A 21730-nucleotide genomic window follows, 5' to 3' on the forward strand; every position below is an offset into this window, starting at 1 on the left:
CAGTATTTCCTCGGCGCCGTCGCCCTGATACTGGCCTGCTCGCTGGGGCTCGGAACGAGCCTTCTGCATAATTACTATACGGCTCTTGCCGACAGCCGGCACGGATTGGCGCGGCTGATGGCGTTTCGTGCAGTGCTCGACGCCGCGAACAGGGTCTCCGCGGAGCGCGGACCGACGAATGCCGCCCTCGGGCGGAACGCGAGCGGCGCCGCAGCGAGGGACGACCGGTTCCGCAGCTTTCGCCGCGCGAGCGACGACGCGCTCGACGCGGTTCGTCGCATCGGTCCGTTCGGCACATCGCTGGCGGCTCTGGAAGAGCGCCTCGCAGCGGCGCGCAGGGAGGTCGACCGCCTGCTGGACCGTCCGCGGGCCGAACGCGAGCCGGAAGCGGTCGAGCGGGCGATCGAAGCCATGTTCTCCGCCTATGATGCGGCGCAGCCCCTGCTCGACACCGCAATGACCGCGCTGCTGGCGGACGACCCTCAATTGGTCGGGCATGCGATGGTCGCGCGGATGCTCGGCGAGATGCGCGACTATGCCGGGCGGCTCGGCTCCCACCTGGTCATCGCGATCGCGCAGATGCAGCCTCCCCGGCCCGCGCAGCAGGCCGCGTTCGAACAGACGCGCGGCCGGGTGCTGCAGCTATGGCCCCTGATCGGCCAGCAGGCCTCGTCCAGCCGCGAGCCGGCCATCGTCGAAGCCGGCCGGGCCGTCGAACGGGACTTCATCCAAGGCGGCATGGCCCTGATCGACGCCACGCTGGCCCGCCTGCGGAACGGCGACTTCGATCTCACGCCCGAAAGCTTCACCCGCGACATCGTTCCGCATTTCGTGGCGATCGAGCGCCTGCGCGACGCCTTCGTCGACAGCACGATCAGGCAGCTCGACGCCGGCCGGCAAGGAGCGCAGCGCGCCCTCGTACTGGCTTCGCTCGCCACTCTGCTCGCCCTCGCCGTCGAGCTCCTGCTTCTGCTGGCAGGGCGCCAGCTGCTGTTCCGTCCCTTGCTGTCGGCTCGCCGGCACATCGTGCGCCTCGCGGACAACCGCCTGGATCCGGCCGTCGCCCCTGCCGGGCTGCGCGGCGAGATGCGGGAGCTCTTCCAGGCGCTGGAGACGCTGCGCGCGCGGCTGATCGAGCGCGACGAGATCGACGCCGAGCGCAACAGGCTGGAGGCGCAGCTGAAGCAGCTTGCCGACACGGACGGCTTGACCGGCGTGCTCAACCGCGGTGCGCTGGAACGGATGGTCCCGCGGCTGGCGAGGACCGATACCGGCGTGATCGGGCTCATCCTGCTCGATCTCGATCACTTCAAGGCGGTCAACGACCGACACGGCCATGCCGCCGGCGACGAGGTCCTGCGCCTCGCCGCCGCCCGGCTGCGGAACGCGTTGCGTCAAGGCGACGTCGTCGCGCGCTTCGGCGGCGAGGAGTTCGCGATCCTGACCTTCGACCCGCTGGAGGGCGTCCTCGCCGACATCGCCGAGCGCCTGAGGCAGGTGATCGAGGCGAAGCCCTTCCGGCTGCCCGACGGCAGCGAAACCTCCATCACGGCGAGCCTCGGCGTTGCCAGAGCAAAGGCTGCGCCGGATGTCTGGGCGCAATTGCTGCAGATTGCGGACGCCGCGCTCTACGAGGCCAAGGAACGCGGCCGCAATCGCGTAGTCGCCGGTGCGGCCGCCGGCTAGCGCGCGACGGGGGGATGGACGGCAGGGCGGCCGATCACAGCAGCGTTCCGGTCAGGATCAGCGCCGCCACTCCGAAATAGATGACGAGGCCGGTGACGTCGACCAGCGTCGCCACCAGCGGCGCCGAGGCGCTTGCCGGGTCGAATCCGAAGCGCTTGAGGGCGAAAGGCAGCATCGAGCCCATCAGAGAGCCGAAGGTGACGATGCCGAGCAACGCGCCGCCGACCGTGGCGGCGATCAGCATCCAGTGCGGGCCGTAATCGTAGAAGCCGAGCCATTGCCAGAGCGCGATCCGCGCGATCCCGATCGCGCCGAGGATCGCGCCGAGCACGAGGCCGGAGGGGAGTTCCCGCAGCGCGACCCGCCACCAGTCCTTCAACGTGATCTCGCGCAGCGCGAGAGCCCGGATGATCAGCGAGGTCGCCTGCGAGCCGGAATTGCCGCCCGAGCTCATGATCAGCGGGATGAACAGGGTCAGGACGATCGCCTTCTCCAGCTCGGCCTCGAAGAACTGCATGGCCGAGGCGGTCAGCATCTCGCCGAGCAGCAGGATCGAGAGCCAGCCGGCGCGCTTGCGGATCATCGCGACGAAGCCGATCTCGTTGTAGGGCTCGTCGAGCGCCTCCATGCCACCGAGCTTCTGCACGTCCTCGGTCGTTTCGGCGATCATCGCGTCGATGACGTCATCGAAGGTGACGATACCGATGACATGGTCGTCCGGATCCACGACCGGGACCGAGAGCAGGTCGTATTTCGTGATCAGCCGCGCGACATCCTCGCGGTCGGTCTCGGGGGTGACCGTGATCGGCTTATGGGCCGGCACCACCGATTCGACCGGCGCATCCGGGTCGCCGCTGATCAGGCGGCGCAGCGAGACGGCACGGACGAGCTTCTTCGTCGCGGGGTCGAGCACATAGGTCGCGTAAACCGTCTCGCGCGAGCGCTCGACGCGCCGGATATGATCGAGCGTCTGCTGCACGGTCCAGTTCGACGGCACGCTCACGAACTCGGTCGTCATGATCGAGCCGGCGCTGTGCTCGGGATAGGCCAGGAGCCGGCGCAGGTCCGAGCGCGTCTGGCGATCCATGCGCGCGCCGAGGCGCTGGCGGGTGGGCTCGTCGAATTCCTGGAAGACGTCGGCGGCGCGGTCGGCCGACATCGCCGACAGCAGCGCGCCCGCGCGCTTGTCCGGCAGCAGCGCCAGCGCCTCGGCGGCATCGGCGAGCTCGGGCTGGTCGAGCACCTCGACGGCGCGCTCGAAGGGCATCTCCTGCAGGATATGCGCGATCGTGGCGCTGTCCTGCTCGTCCAGCATCTCGACGATGTCCGCGACATGTTCCTCGGCCAGCGTCTTGGCGACGACGACCGAGAGGAGGTCGGGGGCGAGTTCGATCTCGTTCATGGCTCTTAATTCCTGGCGATCGGCCGTCGGCACCGATCGCAAGGCTGAGCCGGGGACCCGGATCAGCCGCGCGAGGCGGCGGCAGACGGCTTCGACTGTCGACTGGGACTGTCGGCTGGCATCGGGTCTGGTTGTCCTGTGAGTGCCGGCTGCGGGAGCCGGCGACGGCTGGCCACATGCACCCGCAACGCATCGCCGTCAAACCTTTTTTGGCGATGCAGCATCGATCGCGGGCTCTTGTCGAAAGCCGGCCTCCGCCTATGGTGGGCACACCCGGGGCAGCGGCGCAGCCGCCGCCTCGGCCACCCCCCTTCCGATACCGGATTCCATGCGATGACCCTGACGATCTACGGCTGCTACCGCTCGCGCGCGACGCGCGTCATCTGGCTGGCCAACGAGCTCGGCCTGCCGTTCAACCACGTGCCGGTCATCCAGGCCTACCGCCTGCCGGACCCCGGCGCTCCCGGCGCGCCGCTGCACACGCGCAGTCCCGAATTCATGAAGGTCAACCCCAACGGCCACATCCCCAGCATCGACGACGACGGCTTCAAGCTGCACGAATCGCTGGCGATCAACCTCTACCTCGCGCGCAAGCATGGCGGCCCGCTCGCCCCGAAGGATGCGCAGGAGGAAGGGCTCGCGATCATGTGGGCGCTCTGGGCCGCGACGGAATGCGAGACGCATGCGCTCAACCTGCAACAGCATCTCGTGGCCTTCCCGCCCGAGAAGCGCCGGCCGGAGCTGGTCGAGGCCGCGCTGGCCGCGCTCAAGGCGCCCTTCGCCGTGCTCGACAAGGTGCTGGCCGACGGCAACGGCAACGTCATGGGCGGACGCTTCACCGTGGCCGACATCAACGTCGCCGAGGTCATTCGCTACGCCAAGCCGGCGACGCAGCTTTTCGACGCCAATCCGAACGTCAAGGCCTGGCTCGAGGCCTGCCAGTCCCGTCCGGCCTTCCAGGCGATGTGGCAGGCGCGCGACGCCGAAGCGGCCTGAACAGCAGGACCGCACAGAATCCGGGTGGCCGGACCTCGTCCGGCCACCTACTGACGCGGAATGACCCGGCCCGAGAGCAGAGCTTCCGCCATGACACAGCCGATTTCCGCTCCCGCGCCGCGCATGGGCCCGCTCGAATGGCTCCTGCTGATCATCCTGTCGATCCTGTGGGGCGGCTCGTTCTTCTTCAACAAGCTGACCGTGGCGGAATGGCCGCCCTTCGCCGTGGTGCAGGTGCGCGTCGGCCTCGCCGCGCTGGCCTTGCTCCTTGTGGTCCGGATCGCCGGGCAATCGATGGCGGTCGGGCGCGAGCTGTGGCTGGCCTTCTTCGGAATGGGCATCCTCAACAACCTGATCCCGTTCAGCCTGTTTCTCTGGGGCCAGCAGCAGATCGCGAGCGGCCTCGCCTCGATCCTGAACGCCACCACGCCGATCTTCGCAGTGCTGGTGATGCACTGCTTCGGCAACGAGAAGGCGACCGGGCTGAAGCTCGGCGGCGTGCTGGCGGGCCTTGTCGGCGTCGCCATCCTGATGGGACCGGACGCGATCGGCGGCCTCGGCTCCAATCTCGCCGCGCAGCTCGCCTGCGTCCTCGCCGCCGTCTCCTATGCCTTCTCCGGCCTGCTCGGCCGACGCTTCCGCGGGGTCTCGCCGCTGGTCGCCGCGACCGGCCAGCTCTCGGCCTCAACGGTGATGATGATCCCGATCGTCTTCGTGCTGCATCCGCCCTGGACGCTGCCGGTGCCGTCGCACCAGGCCATTCTGGCCCTTGTCGGCCTCGCGCTGATCTCGACGGCCCTGGCCTATCTCCTGTTCTTCCGGATCATGCGGGCGGCCGGACCCAGCAACGTGATGCTCGTCACCTTCCTGATCCCGGTCAGCGCGATCTTGCTGGGCTCCGGCCTGCTGGGCGAGGCGCTGCGGCCGCGCCATTTCGCCGGCATGGCGGCGATCTTCGTCGGTCTCGCCCTGATCGACGGCCGGCTGTTCGGCACGGCACGGACGAGACCGGCCTAGGCCCAAAGACTTTATTGCCGAAAGATTATGAATTGTTCTAGGGTCGACTTGGCGGCTGGACGCTTTATTGGCCACGCCCCACTGACTGAGATATCGCGGCAAGCGATACGGGGAACAGGGGACGACCATGGATGTGCGGCAACTGCGATGCTTCATCGCGGTGGCAGAAGAGCTGCATTTCGGCCGAGCGGCCGAGCGGCTCGGCGTGGCTCCCCCGGCACTTTCCCGCCAGATCAGCGCGCTCGAGGACGAGCTCGGCGTCAATCTCCTGACCCGCACCACGCGGCAGGTCGCGCTGACGCGGGCGGGCCTGATCATGCTGGAGGAATCCAAGGGCATCCTGGTCAAGATGGAGCAGGCTTCGCGCGCCGTGCGGGAGGCCTCGCTCGCCTCCGGCAAGGTGCTGCGCGTCGGCGCCATCGACGCCGCCTCGTCGAGCTTCGTCCCGGAAGCTCTGATGACCTTCCGCAAGCGCTTTCCCGGCATCGAGATCAAGTTCGCGGAGGCGATGACGGTCGCGCTGGTACAGATGCTGGAGGCCGGCAAGCTCGACCTCGCGCTGGTCCGCCCTCCACGTAAACCCACCGACTGCGCCTTCGAGATCCTGCGCGTCGAGCGCCCGATCGTGGTGCTGCGCGAGGACCACCCGCTCGCCGCGCGCGAGCATCTGAGCATGAACGACCTGGTCGGCGAGCCCTTCGTGGTTCCCTCGAAGCGGATCCGTCCCTATGCCTACGATCTCGTCATGGCGTATTTCGAGAGCGTCGGCGCCGTGCCGAACGTCGTGATCGAGGCCACCGAGAAGCCGGCGATGATGTCGGCCGTGGCGGCGGGGCTCGGCATGGCGCTGGCGCCCGACTGGGTGTCGCGACTGTCCTTCCCGGGCGTCACCATGCGGCGGCTGCGCGGCGCGATGCTCGATCCGCCGCCGCCCGGCGCGCTCGTGGGCGTCGCCTGGCGGCCGCAGCAGAAGCTGCCGGCCCGCGACGACTTCCTCGCCATCCTGCGCGAAAGCGTGACCCTGCTCGAGGAGCGGCACGTTCTGCCGCTCGCCAACCCGCCCAAGCCGCAAAGGCAGTCGGCACGCCCGCTATCCCCCGCCGGAGGAACCCGATGAGCTTGAACCAGATAGAACGGGCGCAGGGGCTGCGCATACGCTCGACGCAGGACTTCGCGGGCGGGCTCTTCATGATCCTGCTGGCGCTCGGCGCCTATGCCTTCTCCTGGGACCTCCCGGCCGGCTCGCTGCGCCAGCTCGGCCCCGGCATGCTGCCCAAGGCCTTCGCCGTGATCTGCGGCGTCCTGGGAGCGATCCTGACCCTGACCTCGCTGCGCTACCATGGCGAGAAGCTCTCGGGCTGGTCCTGGAAAGGCGTGTTCTTCGCCCTCGGCGGCGCCTGCCTGTTCGCACTGACGATCCGCGGCTTCGAGATCGGCCCGGTTCAGGTCCCGGCGCTCGGCCTGCTGGTCGCCGGTCCGCTCCTGATCTTCTTCTCCGGCCTCGCCGCCGACGACCGCAAGCTCAAGGAGCTCGTGATCTTCGCGCTCGCCATGTCGGCGGGCTGCATCCTCCTGTTCAAATACGCGCTGAGCCTGCCGATCCCGCTCGCGCCCTGGCTTCTGGGTATCTGAGCGATGATGGAGACGCTTTCCCACCTCTCGCTCGGCTTCGGCGTCGCGCTGACGCTGAAGAACATCGCGCTCTGTTTCGCCGGCTGCCTGGTCGGCACGCTGATCGGCGTGCTGCCGGGCGTCGGCCCCATCGCCACGATCTCGATCCTGCTGCCGATCACCTTCGGGCTCGACCCGACGGGGGCGCTGATCATGCTCGCCGGCATCTATTACGGCGCGCAGTATGGCGGGTCGACCACGGCGATCCTGGTCAACATCCCCGGTGAAGCCACCTCGGTCGTCACCACGCTCGACGGCCACCAGATGGCCAAGCAGGGGCGTGCCGGCGTCGCGCTCGGCACCGCCGCGATCGGCTCCTTCTTCGCCGGCTGCGTCGCCACCGTGATCATTGCCGCGCTCGGCGCGCCGCTGACCAAGATGGCCCTGCTGTTCGGCCCGGCCGAGTATTTCTCCCTGATGGTGATGGGGCTGTGCTTCGCGGTGGTGCTCGCGCGCGGCTCGATCCTCAAGGCCTTCTGCATGATCATGCTCGGCCTGCTGTTCTCGACAGTCGGCACCGATCTCGAGACCGGGCAGGAGCGCCTCACCTTCGGCGTCGCCTCGCTCTCCGACGGCATCGACTTCTCGGTGCTGGCGATGGGCGTGTTCGGCTTCGCCGAGGTGCTGCGCAATCTCGAGAGCCCCGAGGCGCGCGACGTCGTCAAGGGCAAGATCGGCCGGCTCCTGCCGGGCTGGGACGACATCAAGCAGTCGATCGCGCCCGTGCTGCGCGGCACGGCGATCGGTGGCATCCTCGGCATTCTGCCGGGCAACGGGGCGGTGCTCGGCCCCTTCGCCAGCTACACCATGGAGAAGAAGATCGCGAAGGACCCGTCACGCTTCGGCAAGGGCGCGATCGAAGGCGTGGCCGGCCCGGAATCGGCCAACAACGCCGGCGCGCAGACCGCCTTCATCCCGCTGCTCACGCTGGGCATTCCGCCGAACGCGGTGATGGCGCTGATGGTCGGCGCGATGACGATCCACGGCATCATCCCCGGACCGCAGGTCATGACCCGCAACCCGGAACTGTTCTGGGGCATGGTCGCCTCGATGTGGATCGGCAACCTGATGCTGCTGATCATCAACCTGCCGCTGGTCGGGCTGTGGGTGAAGCTCCTGCAGGTGCCCTACCGCCTGATGTTCCCGGCGATCCTGATCTTCTGCTGCATCGGCATCTACTCGGTGAACAACCAGCCGCTCGACGTCGCCTTCACGGCGCTGTTCGGCCTGTTCGGCTACCTCCTGATCAAGCTCGGCTTCGAGCCCGCGCCGATGCTGCTCGGCTTCGTGCTCGGCAAGCTGATGGAGGAGAAGCTCCGGCAGGCGCTGATCATCTCGCGCGGCTCGTTCATGACCTTCGTCGAACGCCCCATCTCCGCCGGCCTTCTCGTCGTCGCCGTGCTGGTTCTGGCGATCGCATTGCTGCCGTCGATCTCGAAGAAGCGCGAGGAGGTCTTCACCGAATGACGGGGTTGCCGCCCCGGCATCCCCCCCTAGTCTTACGTCCGACAATCTCCAGGGAGGAATACGCATGAAGAAACTCGTTCTCGGGCTCGCCGCCGCGGCGACGCTGGCCTTGGCCGGCGGCGCGCAGGCGCAGGGCTATCCGACGAAGCCGGTCACCATGATCGTGCCCTTCGCGGCCGGCGGCCCGACCGACATCATCGCGCGCATCGTCGCCGACCACATGTCCAAGACGCTCGGCCAGCAGATCGTGGTCGAGAACGTCGCCGGCGCCGGCGGCACCACCGGCATCACCCGCGCGGTCACCGCCGCGCCCGACGGCTACACCATCGCCATGGGGCATCTCGGCACCTTCTCGGCGGCGCCTGCGACCTATCCCGGCCTGAAATACGACCCGATCAACGGCATGCAGCCGATCGGGCTGGCCGGCGGCACGCCGATCCTGATCGTGGCACGCAAGACCTTCGAGCCGAAGGACCTGAAGGAGTTCGTATCCTATGTGAAAGCGAACACCGACAAGGTGAACGAGGCGCATGCCGGCGTCGGCTCGGTCTCCTGGACGACCTGCACCCTGCTGAAGGGCGTTCTGGGCACTCCCAAGATCAACTCCGTCGCCTATCGCGGCACCGGCCCGGCGCTGAACGATCTCGTCTCCGGCCAGGTCGACTTCATGTGCGACCAGATCGTCTCCGTCGCCGAACAGGTCCGCGCCAATACGATCAAGGCCTATGCCGTCACCTCGGCCGAGCGCTCGCCGGCCCTGCCGGACGTGCCCACCACCAAGGAAGCCGGCCTGCCGGACTTCCAGATCGAGGCCTGGAACGGCATCGCCGGCCCGAAGGGCATGCCGAAGGAGGCGGTGGACAAGCTGGTCGACGCGCTCAACAAGGCGCTCAACGACGACGCGACCAAGAAGCGCCTGCTCGATCTCGGCACGGTCCTGCCGGACGCCGAGGCCCGCACCCCGGCCGGCTTCGCCGCGATCATCAAGCGCGATGCCGACAAGCTTTCGCCGGCTCTTTCCGCGGCGGTGAAGCAGTAATCCGCCCGGCACTCGGACACCAAACGGACGGCGGCCCTCCGGGGCCGCCGTTTGCGTTCGTGGTTATGCTCCCTGGACGGCGCAGCAGCGCATGAACCAGCAGGCCCTTGTTCCGATGAACGTTTTTCGAAAGCCTTACGGCGCGTTAACATCTCGTGACCGTCACAGGAGGAACCCTTCCCCGTTCCTCCGGTTGTCCTCGCCGAAGTCAACTTCGAGAGGAGAGACAATCATGTTCAAGAAGATTGCCATCGTTGCCGCGCTTACCCTTGCGCCGGCTGTCGCCTTCGCCCAGAGCCAGCCTTCGGGCGGCGCCGTCGGCGGCGCGACCAGCGGTGCCGCGGCTGGCGCCGTTGGTGGCGCCGTGGTCGGCGGCCCGGTCGGTGCGGTGGTGGGCGGTGTCGGCGGCGCCGTTGTCGGCGCGATCGTCGGCGATGCGGCCCAGCCCCGCTTCCGCACCTATGTCGTCGAGCAGCAGGTGCCGTCCTACACCTATGCCGAGCCGGTTGCGGTCGGCACGGTCCTGCCCGAGGAGGGCGTGGTCTACCATCGCCTGCCGGCTGAGTACGGCCCGCAGGCGACCCGCTACAATTACACGGTGGTGAACGACCGCACGGTGATCGTCGAGCCGCGTACGCGCCGCGTCGTGCAGGTCATCCAGTAAGACCGAAAGCGCGCCGAAGGCCCTGCCCATCCCGCCTGCCTTCGGCCGAGGCCCGCTCCGTTCTCCGGGGCGGGCCTCGCCATGTCATCAGCGCGTGCCGAACATCCGGTCGCCCGCATCGCCCAGCCCCGGCACGATGTAGCCGTGATCGTTGAGGCGCTCGTCGATCGCAGCCGTCCAGATGCGGACATCCGGATGAGCCGCACGCAAGCGGGCGATGCCCTCCGGCGCCGCTAGCAGACAGACGAAGCGAAGGTCCTTCGCTCCGCGCTCCTTCAGGCGCTCGACAGCGGCGACAGCCGAGTTCGCCGTCGCCAACATCGGGTCCATCACCACAATCATGCGCTCGGTGATGTCGGAGGGTGCCTTGAAATAGTATTCGACCGCCTGCAGCGTATCCGGATCGCGATAGAGCCCGATATGGGCGACGCGGGCGGCCGGCACCAGCTCCAGCATGCCGTCGAGAAAGCCGACGCCGGCGCGCAGGATCGGCGCGAAGACCAGCTTCTTTCCGGAAATGACCGGCTGCATCGATTTCTGCAGCGGCGTCTCGATCTCGATCAATTCGGTCGGCAGATCGCGCGTCACCTCGTAGCAGAGCAGCATGCCGATCTCGTTGAGGAGCTGGCGGAAGCTCTTGGTGGAGCGGTCCTTCTCGCGCATCAGCGTCAGCTTGTGCCGGACCAGCGGGTGATCGACGACGGTGACGCCGTCCTGGCTCGAAGTCATACGCCGGTTACCCCTCTATCTCGGACCTTGCTCTTGAACCTTGGCTTACCCTCAAAATACCGTACCATCGCTGACGATGGTCAAGGGTGGGCCGCCATCCACACGCTTTTCGCGCGCGATCCGGCGCCCGGCGGCCCAGGTGCCCCCTTCCAGCACCTTTGCGAGCGGCAATTCCTCGCGCGAGCGGCCGAGCCGCTGGCGGATGAGCGCGCCAACCTCGTCGAGCAGCGCGACGGTCAGCGCCCGCCATTCGACCACGAGCGGCGACGAGACCTCATGCGCCTTCGTCCGATCCGACTCGTCCTTGAGCGCGATGACGCCGCTATCGAGGAAGAGCCCGCCATTGCGGTATTCCGGCAAGCCGGTGAGGTCATCGACATCGACGACGGCGATGCCGGCCCATTGCAGCGGCTCGATCAGCGAATAGGTCAGCCATTGCGAGAGCTTGTGGAAGGGCACGAGCCCCTCGGTCGGCTCGCCCGGCGCGATCAGCGGATGGCGCCAGGTATCGCCGAGCGCGACCCCGGCGAGCGTCAGCCGAGACGGCCAGATGCCGCCGAAGGTGCCGAGCACTTCGCCGAGCATGTGCCCGGCGCGGAGCGTCCCGGTGTCGGCCTCGCCGGCGAAGCGGTCGAACAGGGCGCCGGGCCGCGACAGGCCCTGCCGCTCCAGCTCCTCGCCGAGGCGGTTGAGCAGCGCCGCGCGGCCTTCGAGCGCGAGCAGCGGATTGTCCGGCCCGGCCTGGAAGCCGTGCGCCAGCGCCGCCGCGTCGAGGCGCTTCAGGCCGTTCGCGTCGGCCTGCAGGGGCCTGGCGGGATCGCTGGAGAACAGGCCGGCGGCGAACATATCGAGCGAGGCGAGCGCCAGCCCCTCCGATCGCCCGATTTCACGGCCGCTCGCGGCATCGCGATAGCGCCAGTCCGGCCCCGCACCGGCATCGAGCAGGACGCTGACGACGGCAAGATCATAGGCGGCGCGGCCGCGCGCAGCGGGGTTCGCGAAAGCGGCGGCCTTGTCGAGCTTCTGCCAGCGATCATCGCCAGCGACGACGAAATGGCGCCAGCGGGCGTGGAAGGGGATGTCGAGCGTCGGATAGTTCGCACGGATCGTCTCCAGCACGTAGTCGGCGCAGGCTTCGAGCCGTTCCGGATGAACGCTGAAATGCAGGAGCCTGCCGGCGAGCCCGAGCTCCAGCATCTCCTGCGCGCGCGCGCGCACCGCAGCGGGTTTCAACAGGGCGCGGAACGTCTCGGGATCGCGGTCGGGCATCGTCAACTCGGCAGGCGTGCGGAATCAGAACTTGTCGAGGTCGCGCCCGACCGTCGATTTCAGGGCGTTGTCGCCGGGCGCGCCGTCGGGCGAATAATAGCCCGCCGCCTTCTTGGCCTCGATCTCGACGGAGGCGTCGGGCGGGATCCGCTCGGGCGGGATCGCGACGCGCTCGCCGATGGTAATGCCGCTCTCGACCATGGCGTCGTATTTCATGTTCGACATCGACATCAGCCGGTCGATATGGGTAACGCCGAGCCAGTGCAGCACGTCCGGCATGAGCTGCTGGAAGCGGGCATCCTGCACGCCGGCGACGCATTCGGTGCGCTCGAAATAGGTCGCGGCGGAATCGCCGCCCTCCTGGCGCTTGCGGGCGTTGTAGACGAGGAATTTCGTGACCTCGCCGAGCGCCCGGCCCTCCTTGCGGTTGTAGACGATCAGGCCGACGCCGCCGCTCTGGGCCTCCTTCACGCACTCCTCGATGCCATGCGTGAGATAGGGCCGGCAGGTGCAGATATCGGAGCCGAAGACGTCCGAGCCGTTGCATTCGTCATGGACGCGGCAGGCGATGCGCGTCTTCGGATCGGCGAGCCGCGAGGCCTCGCCCATGACATAGGCCGTGATCGAGCCGATCGGCGGCAGGAAGACCTTGAGGTCCGGCCGCGTGACGAGTTCGGGATACATGCCGCCGGTCTGCTCGAAGAGGGTGCGGCGCAAATCGCTCTCGGTCGTGCCGAAGCGCTCGGCGATGCCCGGCAGGTACCAGACCGGATCGACCGCGATCTTGGTGACGCTGATATCGCCCGACGCGTGCAGGATATGGCCGTCGGCGGCGAGGCGATGGGCGCCCATCGCGGCGAGGATCTCGGGCAGGTTGAGCCTGGCCTTTGTGATCGCGATCGAGGGGCGGATATCGATGCCCTCGCCGATCAGCTTGCCGAAATCCTGCGCGACCGTGTGGCCGAACGGATCGAGCGAGACGATCTTCTTCGGGTCGGCCCATTGCCGCTGCGGCAGGATTTCCGCCGTCGGATGGGTGTTGGTCAGGTCCGGGCGCTGCTGCGGGTTCATCGCGCGGGCCGAGATCGCCAGCGCCCGATAGACCGAATAGGAGCCGCCATGGGCGCCAATGACGTTGCGATCGGCGGGGTTTGTGGTCGAGGCGATGATCGGGCCGCGCTCGGCGGCGGTGGGTGCGCCCCATCGGATGGGGAAGCGCGCGGCGGCGCTGCCCGGCTCGGGATGGGAGGTCAGCCTGATATGGCCGTTGCGGTTCGGCGCGTTCATCGGGTTTCGCCCTGAAACGGATAAGGGCCCCGCGACGGCATGTCCGGGGCCCTCTGGATTTCGGTGAATCTGAACCAGCGCGAAGGCGCCGTCAATCGCCTTAGAAAACAGCGAGATAGCGCAAGAGCGAGATGATGCCGATCACGATGACGATGATCTGGACGATGTTCTTGATCTGCCCGTCGAGCGGGAGCATCCGCACCAGATAGAGCACCAGGCCGATGACGAGGATGGTGATCAGCAGCGAAATCAGGATGTTCATCGAAAACTCCGTATCTCGGCCGGAGAGCCGGCCCCCCGGAGCCCCGCCGCGACGCTCTCGCGGCATGTCGGCCCCGCGAACAGAACGTCGCGGGGCGGGAATAGGTTCCGGAGGTGGGTTTGCCGGCGAAAGGCGGCTGTTTGCAGGAACAGCGCGGGAGCCGCAAACAGAAAACCCCTCTCCTGCAAGGAGAGGGGTAGGGGTGAGGTGTAGACCCTTGGACCAGTCTGGCGCGAAACCAACCGCGGCCGCGGTCAGGGCACGACAAGGGCGACCAACGGCCTACCCCTCACCCTGCCCTCTCCCTCCGGGAGAGGGTTCCCCGCGCTGCCCCCGCCTTATCCGGCGATGCGATCGAAATCCGCGACCGCGCGCGTTGCCTGCCGGAGCTGGTTGAGCAGCTTCAGGCGATTGGCGCGCTGGGCCGGATCGGGATCGTTGACCGTGACCTTGTCGAAGAAGGCATCGACCGCCGGGCGGATTTCGGCGAGCGCGGCCATGGCGCCCTCGTAATCCTCGGCGGCGACGGCAGCCTCCGCCTTCGGCGTCGCCTGCGCGAGAGCGACGGCCAGCGCCTTCTCCTCGATCAGGCCGGCATCGGCGATGAGGTGCAGGTCCGGGCTGCCGGCGAAGGCGCCCTCCCCGTCCTTCTTCTCCTCGGCCTTGAGGATATTGGCGGCGCGCTTGTAGCCCGCGAGCAGGTTTTTGCCGTCCTCGGTATCGAGGAAGCGGCCGAGCGCGGCAACGCGGCGGGTGATGAGGTAAGGATTATCCTGACCACTAAGTTTACCAGCTACGTCTTCGGCTAACCCACCAAACTCATCTAACAACGCCTCATTGACGGCCGAAGTCGACACAACCGCCCTCACCAAATCGTAGCGGTGGTTCTGAGCTTTCAACTGCGTTTCGATGCGCTCATGCATAAACTCGAGCAATTGCATCTGAATACGCAGGACGCCGTGAAAGACGTGGTCAGACCAACCTTCGACCATCGGCGACGAATTCTCGAATGCCTCAACCATCTCTGGCTGATCAAGCATGCTTGAGACCTCTGCCACCTGCTCACGGCTGGGCGCGAAGAACTTCTCAGCTTCGGCGCTGAGGATTGGCACAGCAGCTAACTCAATGAATTTGGCTAACCCAATACGAATTTCGTTCTCGACCACCAGCCGGATCACGCCCAGCGCCGCCCTGCGCAGCGCGTAGGGGTCCTTGCTGCCGGTCGGCTTCTCGTCGATGGCCCAGAAGCCGACAAGGGTGTCGAGCTTGTCGGCCAGCGCCACCGCCACCGAGACCGGATCGGTCGGCACGCGGTCCGAGGGCCCGAGTGGCTTGTAATGCTCCTCGACCGCCGCGGCGACAGAGGCGTCCTCGCCCTGCAGCTCGGCATATTTCCGGCCCATCAGCCCCTGCAACTCGGGGAACTCGCCGACCATCTCGGTCGGCAGGTCGGCCTTGGCGAGCTTGGCGGCGCGCTCGGCCTTGTCCGGGTCGGCACCGACGATCGGCGCCAGTTCCTTCGCCAGCGCGGCGATGCGCTGCACGCGCTCGCCCTGCGTACCGAGCTTGGCGTGGAAGACGACGCCGAGCTTGTCGAGCTTGGCCATGCGCTGGTCCAGCGGCTTGGCGAGATCGAGCCCGAGCTTCCCGGCGCTGTCCTTGAGCGTATCGAGGTCCGGCAGCGAGCCGCGATCGGTCTGCCAGAAATAGGCGGCGTCCGAGAGGCGGGCGCGCACGACGCGGCCGTTGCCGGCGGTGATCGCCACGCCGCCATCACTGGCGACGAGGTTCGAGACCAGGATGAAGCGATTGGTGAGGTTGCCGGTCGCGGGATCGCGCAGCACGAAGCATTTCTGGTTGGCGCGGATGGTGGCGCGGATCGCCTCGCCGGGGATGTCGAGGAAGCGCTCCTCGAAGGAGCCCATCAGCACGACCGGCCATTCGACGAGGCCGGCGACCTCCTCCAGCAACCCCTCGTCCTCGACGAGGTCGAGCCCCTGCGCGAAGGCGAGGTTGCGGGCGTCGGTGAGGATGGTCTCCTTGCGCCGGTCGGCATCGAGCACGACCTTCGCCTTCTCCAGCGAGGTCACGTAGTCGTCGAGACGCTTCACCGTGATCGGGCCGGGCGCGTGGAAGCGATGGCCATAGGTGACGTTGCCGGAGACGATGCCGTCGACCTCGAAGGGCACGATCTCGGTGTCTTCGGTCTCGGCGCCGAAGGTGCAGAGGATCGAATGCAGCGGGCGGACCCAGCGCAGGCTGGCGCCCGCGGCGGACGCCTTGCCCCAGCGCATCGATTTGGGCCAGGGGAAGGAGCGGATCACCGCCGGGACGATCTCGGCGATGGCCTGGATCGTCTCCTGGCCGGGCTTCTCGATGATGGCGACGTAGGAATCGCCCTTCTTCGGGTCGCTGACGATGGTGGCCTGGTCGAGCGAGCTCAGCCCCGCCGCCTTGAGGAAGCCCTGAACGGCGGCCTCGGGCGCGCCGACGCGCGGACCTTTGCGCTCCTCGCGCACGTCGCGGCCGCGAACCGGCAGGCCGGCGACATGCAGAGCCAGCCGGCGCGGCGTGACGAAGGCCTTGGCGCCCTCATAGACCAGGCCGCGCTCGACCAGCGCGTCGGTGACGAGCTTCTTCAGGTCCTCGCCGGCCTTGCGCTGCATGCGCGCCGGGATTTCCTCGGAGAAGAGTTCGAGCAGAAGATCGGGCATCAGATGGCTCCCCCGCCGGCGGTCTTCAGCCAGGCTGCGCCGCAGGCCTTGGCGAGCTCGCGCACGCGCAGGATGTAGCTCTGCCGCTCGGTGACCGAGATCACGCCGCGCGCATCGAGCAGGTTGAAGATGTGGCTGGCCTTGATGCACTGGTCATAGGCCGGCAAGGCGAGTTCGTGGCGGGGCTGGTTGGCGCCGGCCGCCGGTTCGCCGGCAGCGAGCAGGGCCTTGCACTCGGCTTCCGCATCCGAGAAGTGCCGGAACAGCATCTCGGTATTGGCATGCTCGAAATTGTGCCGCGAATATTCCTGCTCGGCCTGCAGGAAGACATCGCCATACGAGATGCGGTCCTCGCCATCGAGGCCGTTGAAATTGAGGTCGTAGACGTTCTCGACACCCTGGACATACATCGCCAGACGCTCGAGGCCATAAGTCAGTTCACCCGCGACCGGCGCGCATTCGACGCCCGCGACCTGCTGGAAATAGGTGAACTGGCTGACTTCCATGCCGTCGCACCAGCATTCCCAGCCGAGACCCCAGGCGCCCAAGGTCGGGCTTTCCCAGTCGTCCTCGACGAAGCGGACGTCGTGCAGGCCGAGATCGACGCCGATGGCGCGCAGGGAGTCGAGATAGAGCTCCTGCAGGTTCGGCGGCGACGGCTTCAGGATGACCTGGAACTGATAATAGTGCTGCAGGCGGTTGGGGTTCTCGCCATAGCGGCCGTCCTTGGGGCGGCGCGAAGGCTGGACATAGGCCGCCTTCCACGGCTTGGGCCCGAGCGCGCGCAAAGTCGTCGCCGGATGGAAGGTACCGGCACCGACCTCCATGTCGTAGGGCTGCAGCACCACGCAACCTCGCTCGGCCCAGAAGCGCTGCAGGGTCAGCAGCAGCCCCTGAAAGGAGCGGGTCGGGTCCAGCGCCGGGGACGGCGTGGCGGGCGAATGCTGGGCGAGGGCGGACAAGGGCGAAAAGCCTTCCGAAAACGCGGATGAGTGCGGCGTGATTAGGGGTTTGCGCGGGGCGCGGTCAAGCCGGACCGGGGAACCGGGCTCGGACAGCATTCGTTCATGGACTGTCTGATAGGGCTGCAGCCGTCACTTGGATCGTCGGGTCTGAAGCCGCTGCGGCTCGGCCCGCAATCACAAGGAGTAAAGCCCATGATGACAACCCGTATGATCGCCGCCGCCTTCGGCGCGACCCTTCTCGGTGCCGCCATGAGCGCAGCGCCTGCCGACGCCGCGCCGGTTTCGGCCGGAACGCCGTTGGCAGCCCAGGCCGATTCCGGCCTGGTGCAGCAGGTCTGGCACCATGGCAGGCCGCATTACCGGCCCCGCCACCATTATCGCCGCCACTGGCACCGTCGCCGCTGCTGGTACGCGCCGCGCCGCGTCTGGAACGGCTGGCGCTGGGTGGTGCGCTCGGTACGCGTCTGCCGCTGAGCCACGCCTGGATGAAGGCAAGATGAACGGCGCGGTTTCGCGCCGTTCATGCCAAGAGTAATAGGGTCTTCCCAGGGCGCGTTTTTCAGATCCGCCGGCATCGGGCCGGCGCTTTCATTGGAGGAAGTTCTCATGATCCGGACGATGCTTCTCGGATTGACCCTCGCCGGTGTCGTCGGCGGCGCGGCGCTGACCACCGCTCCGGCGATCGCCGCCCCCGCCGCCGCGGCGCTGGCCCAGCCGGTGCAGGCCGCACCTGCCGGGGACCTGCTGCAGGAGGCGCAATACTACCGCGGCCCGCGCCGCTACTATGGCCGCCCCTATTATCGCCCGCGCTGCTTCTGGTCGAACCGGCGGGTCTGGAACGGCTGGCGCTGGGTCGTCCGCCCGGTGCGCGTCTGCCGCTGATCGCAGGCGACGTCGCAATGCGGCCATGATCGGGCCGCTCCCTGAAGAGAGGCTGAACGGCGCGGTTTCGCGCCGTTCAGGTTTCCGGGCCTAGCCTGCCCGTCATGGCGACTTTCGGTCCGACGGCTACCCTCAGCCGCGGCACTCCCTGGAGGATCTCATGTTCCGGACTCTGATTACGGGCCTCGTGGCCGCAGCCTCGCTGGGAGGAGCCGCCCTCGTCGCCTCCCCCGTCTCCGCCATGCCGCTGGCGCCGGCGGCGGCCAGCGCGGTCGCCGCCCCCGGCGAGCTGGTCCAGCAGGCCCAGTACTATTACGGCCCGCGGCGCTACTACCGCCCGCGCTATTACGGGCCGCGCTATTATGGCCCGCGCCGGTACTACGGCCCGCGCTACTACGCGCCGCCCGTCTACGTCCCACCGCCGGTCTATGGGCCGCGCTACTTCTACGGCCCGCGCTACTGGTAAGGCTCAGCCGAGCCTCGAGCGGCCGCGATGAACAGCCTCGCTCGCGGCCGTCAGGCGCCCGTCAGGTCCGTTGATCACGAAAGCCGGCAGCAGCTCTGCCGGCTTTCTGCTGTTGAGAACCGCCGTGACGATCACCCGGATCGCCGGGCGCTCGGCCAAGGCATGGACGGGCCGGATGACAAGAGCGCCGAAGCCGGTTTCGAGGCCGGACAGCAGCTCGGGCAGGGCCTCGGCGCGGTGGATCACCGCGATCGATCCCCCGGATCTCAACAGGCGCCGGGCTGCCCGCAGCCACAGCGCCAGATCGGTCTCCGCGACGTGCGCAGCGCGCCGGTTCGGCACCGGCGAGGCGCGCGTCCCGCCCGGCGGATAGAAGGGCGGGTTCATCGTCACCACGTCGAAGCTGGCCGGCAGCAGGCCGAGCGCCGCAAGCTCCTTCGCCTTCGCCGCCACATCGGCGAGGACGACCCGCGTTCTGTCGGCCACGCCGTTCAAGACCGCATTCTCGGCCGCGAGAGCAGCGAGGTCGGGATCGCGCTCCAGCAAGGTGGCGCGCAGCCGTGGCGCGTTCAGCGCCGCCGCGAGCCCGACCGTGCCGACGCCGGTGCCGATGTCGAGAAGATGCCCGCCATCCCGTTCCGGCAAGGCAGCCGCGAGCAGCACCGCATCGCTGCCGGCGCGATGGCCCTTGCGGGGCTGGCGCAGCCGCAGCCGGCCATCGAGCAGCCGGTCCTCGACGATCTCGCCGAGGCCGCCCGTCGCTTCCGCGTCAATCATCGCGCAGCTCGGCGCCGTAGCCTGCCTGGATCAACAGGGCGCGAGCGCGCCGCGCATCCTGCTCGCGCACCAGCAGCCGGCGCGGGAACGCACCGATCATGCCTTCGAGCGCGCTGATGTGCTGGTCGGCAATCAGGCAGTCGAGATCGGCCGCGCTCAGAAGCGCCTCGAGCGCGCCGAGCAGGACCAGATCGTTGGTGCGGACGAGTTCATGCATGCCGCCATGGAGCCGAAGCGCGGCGCCGGGCGCAAGGGCGATCTGGCGAGCCTGCGGCGTTGCGGTGCGATTGCGGGGGCTGGCGTCCCATGCGACGGTTGTGGCAATGGCTTCTGGCGCGCCGCGCGGCGTGCGAGTCCGGCGGGAGTTTGTCCATTGGGTGTCGTCGTCTCCTTTGAGGAACGGGAATCGGGCCAGCGAGGCATCGAGCCGCTCGTGGCACTGACGCGCGATGACATGGAGCGCGTCAATGCGATGATTCTGTCGCGCACCGGCTCGGACGTGACGATGATTCCGGAAGTCGCCAATCACCTGATCTCGTCGGGCGGCAAGCGGCTGCGGCCGATGCTGACGCTGGCGATGGCAGACCTCTGCGGCTACCGGGGCGAAGGCCATGTGAAGCTCGCCGCTTCCGTCGAGTTCATGCACACCGCCACGCTGCTCCACGACGATGTCGTCGACGAGAGCGACATGCGCCGCGGCAAGCTCGCCGCCCGCATGCTCTGGGGCAACGAGGCGAGCGTGCTGGTCGGCGATTTCCTGCTCGGCCAGGCCTTCAAGATGATGGTCGAGGTCGGCTCGCTGCGCGCGCTCGACATCCTGTCGACCGCGGCCGCCGTGATTGCGGAGGGCGAGGTGTTGCAGCTCTCCGTCGCGAAGAACACCGAGACGACCGAGGACGAGTACCTCTCCGTCATCCGCGGCAAGACGGCCGAGCTCTTCGCCGCCGCCTGCGAGGTCGGGCCGGTGATCGCAGGTTCGTCGAAGGCGAACGATGCCGCGTGCCGCAGCTACGGCCTCAATCTCGGCATTGCCTTCCAGCTCATCGACGATGCGTTGGACTATGGCGGCGTCGCCGCCAAGCTCGGCAAGAACACCGGCGACGATTTCCGCGAAGGCAAGATCACCTTGCCGGTCGTGCTCTCCTTCCGCCGCGGCAGCGATGAGGAGCGCGCCTTCTGGAAGCGCACCTTGCAGGACGGCGATGTCCGCGACGGCGATCTCGAACAGGCGCAGGCGCTGATGCGCAGGCACAAGGCGCTGGAGGATACGATCGAGCGCGCGCGCCACTACGCCAAGATGGCGAAGGATGCGCTCGGCCTGTTCCCCGCCTCGCCGATGAAGCAGGCGCTCAACGACGCCGTCGATTTCTGCGTGGCGCGGGCCCACTGAAGCATCGGAGCGAAAAGCGGACTCCGCTTTTCAGAACGGTCCGGTGCGGTGCCAACACGACACATCATCATTATCGCGTCCGATCGGATGACCCGAGCCGGCGGAAGCCTCACCGCAACAGCGTCGCCCTCACCCACCAGCCGGGTCGCTCGCTCGCCAGCGCGGCGGCCGCGGCGGCGCTGGCTTGGCGATCGCCGAACAGGCCAAAGCAGGTTGCGCCCGAGCCCGACATGCGGGCGAGCCGTGCTCCGGGCAGCGCGGCCAGCCGCTCGATGACCTCGCCGATTTCCGGTGCCAGGCGCCCAGCCGGCGCGGCGAGATCGTTGCCGGAGCTTGCCAGCAAGGCGTGAAATGCCTCAGCTTCGGCGGGTGGCGCCGCCCAATCCTCCCGCGCGATCCGCAAGGGGCCGCCCGCCGCCAAGCCCAGAGCGCGGAAAACGCCGGCAGTCTCGACCGGCACGCCCGGATTGACCAGCACGGCGAACAGCGAAGGGAGTCGCAAGGCCGGCCCCAGCCTGTCGCCGATGCCGGACATCAGCCGCGCCCGCGATTCGAGGCAGACCGGCACATCGGCGCCGACACTCGCGGCCGAAGCCCGCAATCGTGGATCGGCGAGCGGAATTCGATTGAGCCGCGCGAGCAGGCGCAAGGCCGCCGCCGCATCGGCCGAACCGCCACCGATGCCGGAGGCGACCGGCAGCCGCTTGACCAGGTGAAAAGCGCCCGTCCGCGCGCCTGGAAATGCATCCTCGAAAGCGCCTGCCGCCCGCAGCACGAGATTGCCGTCCTCGGCGTCCAGCCCGGCGGCGCGCGGGCCGGAAAGCGTCAGCGCGAGGGGGCGGAGCGGGTCTAGGCTCAGCTCGTCCGCGACGCCGGCGAAGGCGACCAGGCTTTCCAGCTCGTGATAGCCATCGGCACGCCGGCCGCGCAGACGCAGGTCGAGATTGACCTTGGCGCGGGCGCGCGTCCGCAGGAGCGGCGCGCCATCCCGCGAAGCGGAACCGGCGCGGGGTTCGCCCTCGGTTTCAGGCGCCATCGGAACGGCGG

22 protein-coding genes are annotated in these 21730 nt (G+C 68.1%); 12 read left to right on the top strand and 10 right to left on the bottom strand.

All coding sequences use genetic code 11. From position 1 onward, the window contains the following. Positions 1–117 precede the first annotated feature (117 nt). Positions 118–1686, top strand: a complete 1569-nt coding sequence (locus BGO20_RS09220) for a GGDEF domain-containing protein (RefSeq protein ID WP_291661626.1) — start codon at positions 118–120, stop codon at positions 1684–1686. Positions 1687–1720: 34 nt separating this feature from the next. Here the strand turns inward: BGO20_RS09220 and mgtE are convergent, their stop codons facing one another. Next, positions 1721–3088, bottom strand: a complete 1368-nt coding sequence (gene mgtE, locus BGO20_RS09225) for a magnesium transporter (RefSeq protein WP_291661627.1) — start codon at positions 3086–3088, stop codon at positions 1721–1723. Between the two features lie 333 nt (positions 3089–3421). On the opposite strand from mgtE, the gene BGO20_RS09230 reads away from it, so the two are divergent. The 7 genes from BGO20_RS09230 to BGO20_RS09260 all read left to right on the top strand — a co-directional run bounded on the left by BGO20_RS09230 (position 3422) and on the right by BGO20_RS09260 (position 9942). Further along, on the top strand, positions 3422–4084 hold the full coding sequence (locus BGO20_RS09230; RefSeq protein ID WP_291661628.1) for a glutathione S-transferase family protein: 663 nt from the start codon (positions 3422–3424) through the stop codon (positions 4082–4084). Positions 4085–4174: 90 nt separating this feature from the next. Then, positions 4175–5101 carry a DMT family transporter gene (locus BGO20_RS09235; protein ID WP_291661629.1) on the top strand — a complete coding sequence of 309 codons (927 nt, stop codon included), beginning with the start codon at positions 4175–4177 and terminating at the stop codon, positions 5099–5101. 127 nt (positions 5102–5228) lie between these two features. After that, the gene (locus BGO20_RS09240; RefSeq protein ID WP_291661630.1) at positions 5229–6218 is read left to right on the top strand and encodes a LysR family transcriptional regulator; all 990 of its coding nucleotides are present in this window, start codon (positions 5229–5231) and stop codon (positions 6216–6218) included. Next, entirely contained in the window at positions 6215–6733 is a 519-nt protein-coding gene (locus tag BGO20_RS09245) for a tripartite tricarboxylate transporter TctB family protein (RefSeq protein WP_291661631.1), read from the top strand. Before BGO20_RS09240 ends, BGO20_RS09245 begins: the two co-directional genes overlap by 4 nt. A gap of 3 nt (positions 6734–6736) precedes the next feature. Then, positions 6737–8239: a tripartite tricarboxylate transporter permease gene (locus tag BGO20_RS09250; RefSeq protein WP_291661632.1), complete on the top strand. Its 1503-nt coding sequence runs from the start codon at positions 6737–6739 to the stop codon at positions 8237–8239. Positions 8240–8303: 64 nt separating this feature from the next. Next, on the top strand, positions 8304–9278 hold the full coding sequence (locus BGO20_RS09255) for a tripartite tricarboxylate transporter substrate-binding protein (protein ID WP_291661633.1): 975 nt from the start codon (positions 8304–8306) through the stop codon (positions 9276–9278). A 232-nt stretch (positions 9279–9510) separates the two neighbouring features. Beyond that, the gene (locus BGO20_RS09260) at positions 9511–9942 is read left to right on the top strand and encodes a DUF1236 domain-containing protein (protein ID WP_291661635.1); all 432 of its coding nucleotides are present in this window, start codon (positions 9511–9513) and stop codon (positions 9940–9942) included. 87 nt (positions 9943–10029) lie between these two features. On the opposite strand, the gene upp is transcribed toward BGO20_RS09260, so the two are convergent. From upp to BGO20_RS09290, 6 genes are all read right to left on the bottom strand, one after another. Then, positions 10030–10671 (bottom strand): uracil phosphoribosyltransferase, encoded by a 642-nt coding sequence (gene upp / locus BGO20_RS09265; protein ID WP_291661637.1) that lies wholly within the window; start codon positions 10669–10671, stop codon positions 10030–10032. Positions 10672–10722: 51 nt separating this feature from the next. Beyond that, on the bottom strand, positions 10723–11940 hold the full coding sequence (locus BGO20_RS09270) for a URC4/urg3 family protein (RefSeq protein ID WP_291661638.1): 1218 nt from the start codon (positions 11938–11940) through the stop codon (positions 10723–10725). A 24-nt stretch (positions 11941–11964) separates the two neighbouring features. Further along, positions 11965–13227, bottom strand: a complete 1263-nt coding sequence (locus tag BGO20_RS09275; RefSeq protein WP_291661639.1) for a GTP cyclohydrolase II — start codon at positions 13225–13227, stop codon at positions 11965–11967. 100 nt (positions 13228–13327) lie between these two features. After that, a complete protein-coding gene (locus BGO20_RS09280) occupies positions 13328–13489 on the bottom strand; it encodes a Thivi_2564 family membrane protein (RefSeq protein WP_291661640.1) in 162 nt (53 codons plus the stop codon). 338 nt (positions 13490–13827) lie between these two features. Then, complete coding sequence (gene glyS / locus BGO20_RS09285) at positions 13828–16203, bottom strand: glycine--tRNA ligase subunit beta (protein WP_291661641.1); 2376 nt, start codon at positions 16201–16203, stop codon at positions 13828–13830. After that, positions 16203–17120 (bottom strand): glycine--tRNA ligase subunit alpha, encoded by a 918-nt coding sequence (locus tag BGO20_RS09290; RefSeq protein ID WP_291661733.1) that lies wholly within the window; start codon positions 17118–17120, stop codon positions 16203–16205. Before BGO20_RS09290 ends, glyS begins: the two co-directional genes overlap by 1 nt. A gap of 240 nt (positions 17121–17360) precedes the next feature. On the opposite strand from BGO20_RS09290, the gene BGO20_RS09295 reads away from it, so the two are divergent. The 3 genes from BGO20_RS09295 to BGO20_RS09305 all read left to right on the top strand — a co-directional run bounded on the left by BGO20_RS09295 (position 17361) and on the right by BGO20_RS09305 (position 18516). After that, positions 17361–17642, top strand: coding sequence for a hypothetical protein (locus BGO20_RS09295; protein ID WP_291661642.1), 282 nt, complete (start codon positions 17361–17363; stop codon positions 17640–17642). Positions 17643–17774: 132 nt separating this feature from the next. After that, entirely contained in the window at positions 17775–18050 is a 276-nt protein-coding gene (locus BGO20_RS09300; protein ID WP_291661643.1) for a hypothetical protein, read from the top strand. 160 nt (positions 18051–18210) lie between these two features. Beyond that, positions 18211–18516 carry a hypothetical protein gene (locus BGO20_RS09305; RefSeq protein WP_291661644.1) on the top strand — a complete coding sequence of 102 codons (306 nt, stop codon included), beginning with the start codon at positions 18211–18213 and terminating at the stop codon, positions 18514–18516. Between the two features lie 3 nt (positions 18517–18519). Here BGO20_RS09305 and BGO20_RS09310 read toward each other — a convergent pair whose 3' ends face one another. Further along, complete coding sequence (locus BGO20_RS09310) at positions 18520–19293, bottom strand: tRNA1(Val) (adenine(37)-N6)-methyltransferase (RefSeq protein ID WP_291661645.1); 774 nt, start codon at positions 19291–19293, stop codon at positions 18520–18522. Then, complete coding sequence (locus tag BGO20_RS23665; protein WP_465246013.1) at positions 19286–19822, bottom strand: putative signal transducing protein; 537 nt, start codon at positions 19820–19822, stop codon at positions 19286–19288. The genes BGO20_RS09310 and BGO20_RS23665 overlap by 8 nt, the downstream gene beginning before the upstream one ends. On the opposite strand from BGO20_RS23665, the gene BGO20_RS09320 reads away from it, so the two are divergent. Beyond that, complete coding sequence (locus BGO20_RS09320; RefSeq protein ID WP_291661646.1) at positions 19748–20683, top strand: polyprenyl synthetase family protein; 936 nt, start codon at positions 19748–19750, stop codon at positions 20681–20683. The two genes, BGO20_RS23665 and BGO20_RS09320, sit on opposite strands and share 75 nt — an antisense overlap. A 109-nt stretch (positions 20684–20792) precedes the next feature. Here BGO20_RS09320 and BGO20_RS09325 read toward each other — a convergent pair whose 3' ends face one another. Continuing rightward, positions 20793–21719, bottom strand: a complete 927-nt coding sequence (locus BGO20_RS09325) for a 4-(cytidine 5'-diphospho)-2-C-methyl-D-erythritol kinase (RefSeq protein WP_291661737.1) — start codon at positions 21717–21719, stop codon at positions 20793–20795. Between the last annotated feature and the right edge of the window lie 11 nt (positions 21720–21730).

The organism is Allobosea sp. 67-29 (assembly GCF_001898115.1).
GTDB lineage: Bacteria > Pseudomonadota > Alphaproteobacteria > Rhizobiales > Beijerinckiaceae > Allobosea.

What these genes read in the sequence shown, in the direction of transcription:
- BGO20_RS09250 (WP_291661632.1), top strand. Translation starts at nt 6,737, where the DNA reads ATGATGGAGACGCTTTCCCACCTCTCGCTCGGCTTCGGCGTCGCGCTG.
- BGO20_RS09260 (WP_291661635.1), top strand. Translation starts at nt 9,511, where the DNA reads ATGTTCAAGAAGATTGCCATCGTTGCCGCGCTTACCCTTGCGCCGGCT.
- BGO20_RS09240 (WP_291661630.1), top strand. Translation starts at nt 5,229, where the DNA reads ATGGATGTGCGGCAACTGCGATGCTTCATCGCGGTGGCAGAAGAGCTG.
- BGO20_RS09275 (WP_291661639.1), bottom strand. Translation starts at nt 13,227, where the DNA reads ATGAACGCGCCGAACCGCAACGGCCATATCAGGCTGACCTCCCATCCC.
- BGO20_RS09320 (WP_291661646.1), top strand. Translation starts at nt 19,748, where the DNA reads ATGGAGCGCGTCAATGCGATGATTCTGTCGCGCACCGGCTCGGACGTG.
- upp (WP_291661637.1), bottom strand. Translation starts at nt 10,671, where the DNA reads ATGACTTCGAGCCAGGACGGCGTCACCGTCGTCGATCACCCGCTGGTC.
- BGO20_RS09305 (WP_291661644.1), top strand. Translation starts at nt 18,211, where the DNA reads ATGTTCCGGACTCTGATTACGGGCCTCGTGGCCGCAGCCTCGCTGGGA.
- BGO20_RS09280 (WP_291661640.1), bottom strand. Translation starts at nt 13,489, where the DNA reads ATGAACATCCTGATTTCGCTGCTGATCACCATCCTCGTCATCGGCCTG.
- BGO20_RS09325 (WP_291661737.1), bottom strand. Translation starts at nt 21,719, where the DNA reads ATGGCGCCTGAAACCGAGGGCGAACCCCGCGCCGGTTCCGCTTCGCGG.
- BGO20_RS09230 (WP_291661628.1), top strand. Translation starts at nt 3,422, where the DNA reads ATGACCCTGACGATCTACGGCTGCTACCGCTCGCGCGCGACGCGCGTC.
- glyS (WP_291661641.1), bottom strand. Translation starts at nt 16,203, where the DNA reads ATGCCCGATCTTCTGCTCGAACTCTTCTCCGAGGAAATCCCGGCGCGC.
- BGO20_RS09255 (WP_291661633.1), top strand. Translation starts at nt 8,304, where the DNA reads ATGAAGAAACTCGTTCTCGGGCTCGCCGCCGCGGCGACGCTGGCCTTG.
- BGO20_RS09310 (WP_291661645.1), bottom strand. Translation starts at nt 19,293, where the DNA reads ATGATTGACGCGGAAGCGACGGGCGGCCTCGGCGAGATCGTCGAGGAC.
- BGO20_RS09300 (WP_291661643.1), top strand. Translation starts at nt 17,775, where the DNA reads ATGATCCGGACGATGCTTCTCGGATTGACCCTCGCCGGTGTCGTCGGC.
- BGO20_RS09220 (WP_291661626.1), top strand. Translation starts at nt 118, where the DNA reads ATGGCGTTTCGTGCAGTGCTCGACGCCGCGAACAGGGTCTCCGCGGAG.
- BGO20_RS09235 (WP_291661629.1), top strand. Translation starts at nt 4,175, where the DNA reads ATGACACAGCCGATTTCCGCTCCCGCGCCGCGCATGGGCCCGCTCGAA.
- BGO20_RS09245 (WP_291661631.1), top strand. Translation starts at nt 6,215, where the DNA reads ATGAGCTTGAACCAGATAGAACGGGCGCAGGGGCTGCGCATACGCTCG.
- BGO20_RS09295 (WP_291661642.1), top strand. Translation starts at nt 17,361, where the DNA reads ATGATGACAACCCGTATGATCGCCGCCGCCTTCGGCGCGACCCTTCTC.
- mgtE (WP_291661627.1), bottom strand. Translation starts at nt 3,088, where the DNA reads ATGAACGAGATCGAACTCGCCCCCGACCTCCTCTCGGTCGTCGTCGCC.
- BGO20_RS09270 (WP_291661638.1), bottom strand. Translation starts at nt 11,940, where the DNA reads ATGCCCGACCGCGATCCCGAGACGTTCCGCGCCCTGTTGAAACCCGCT.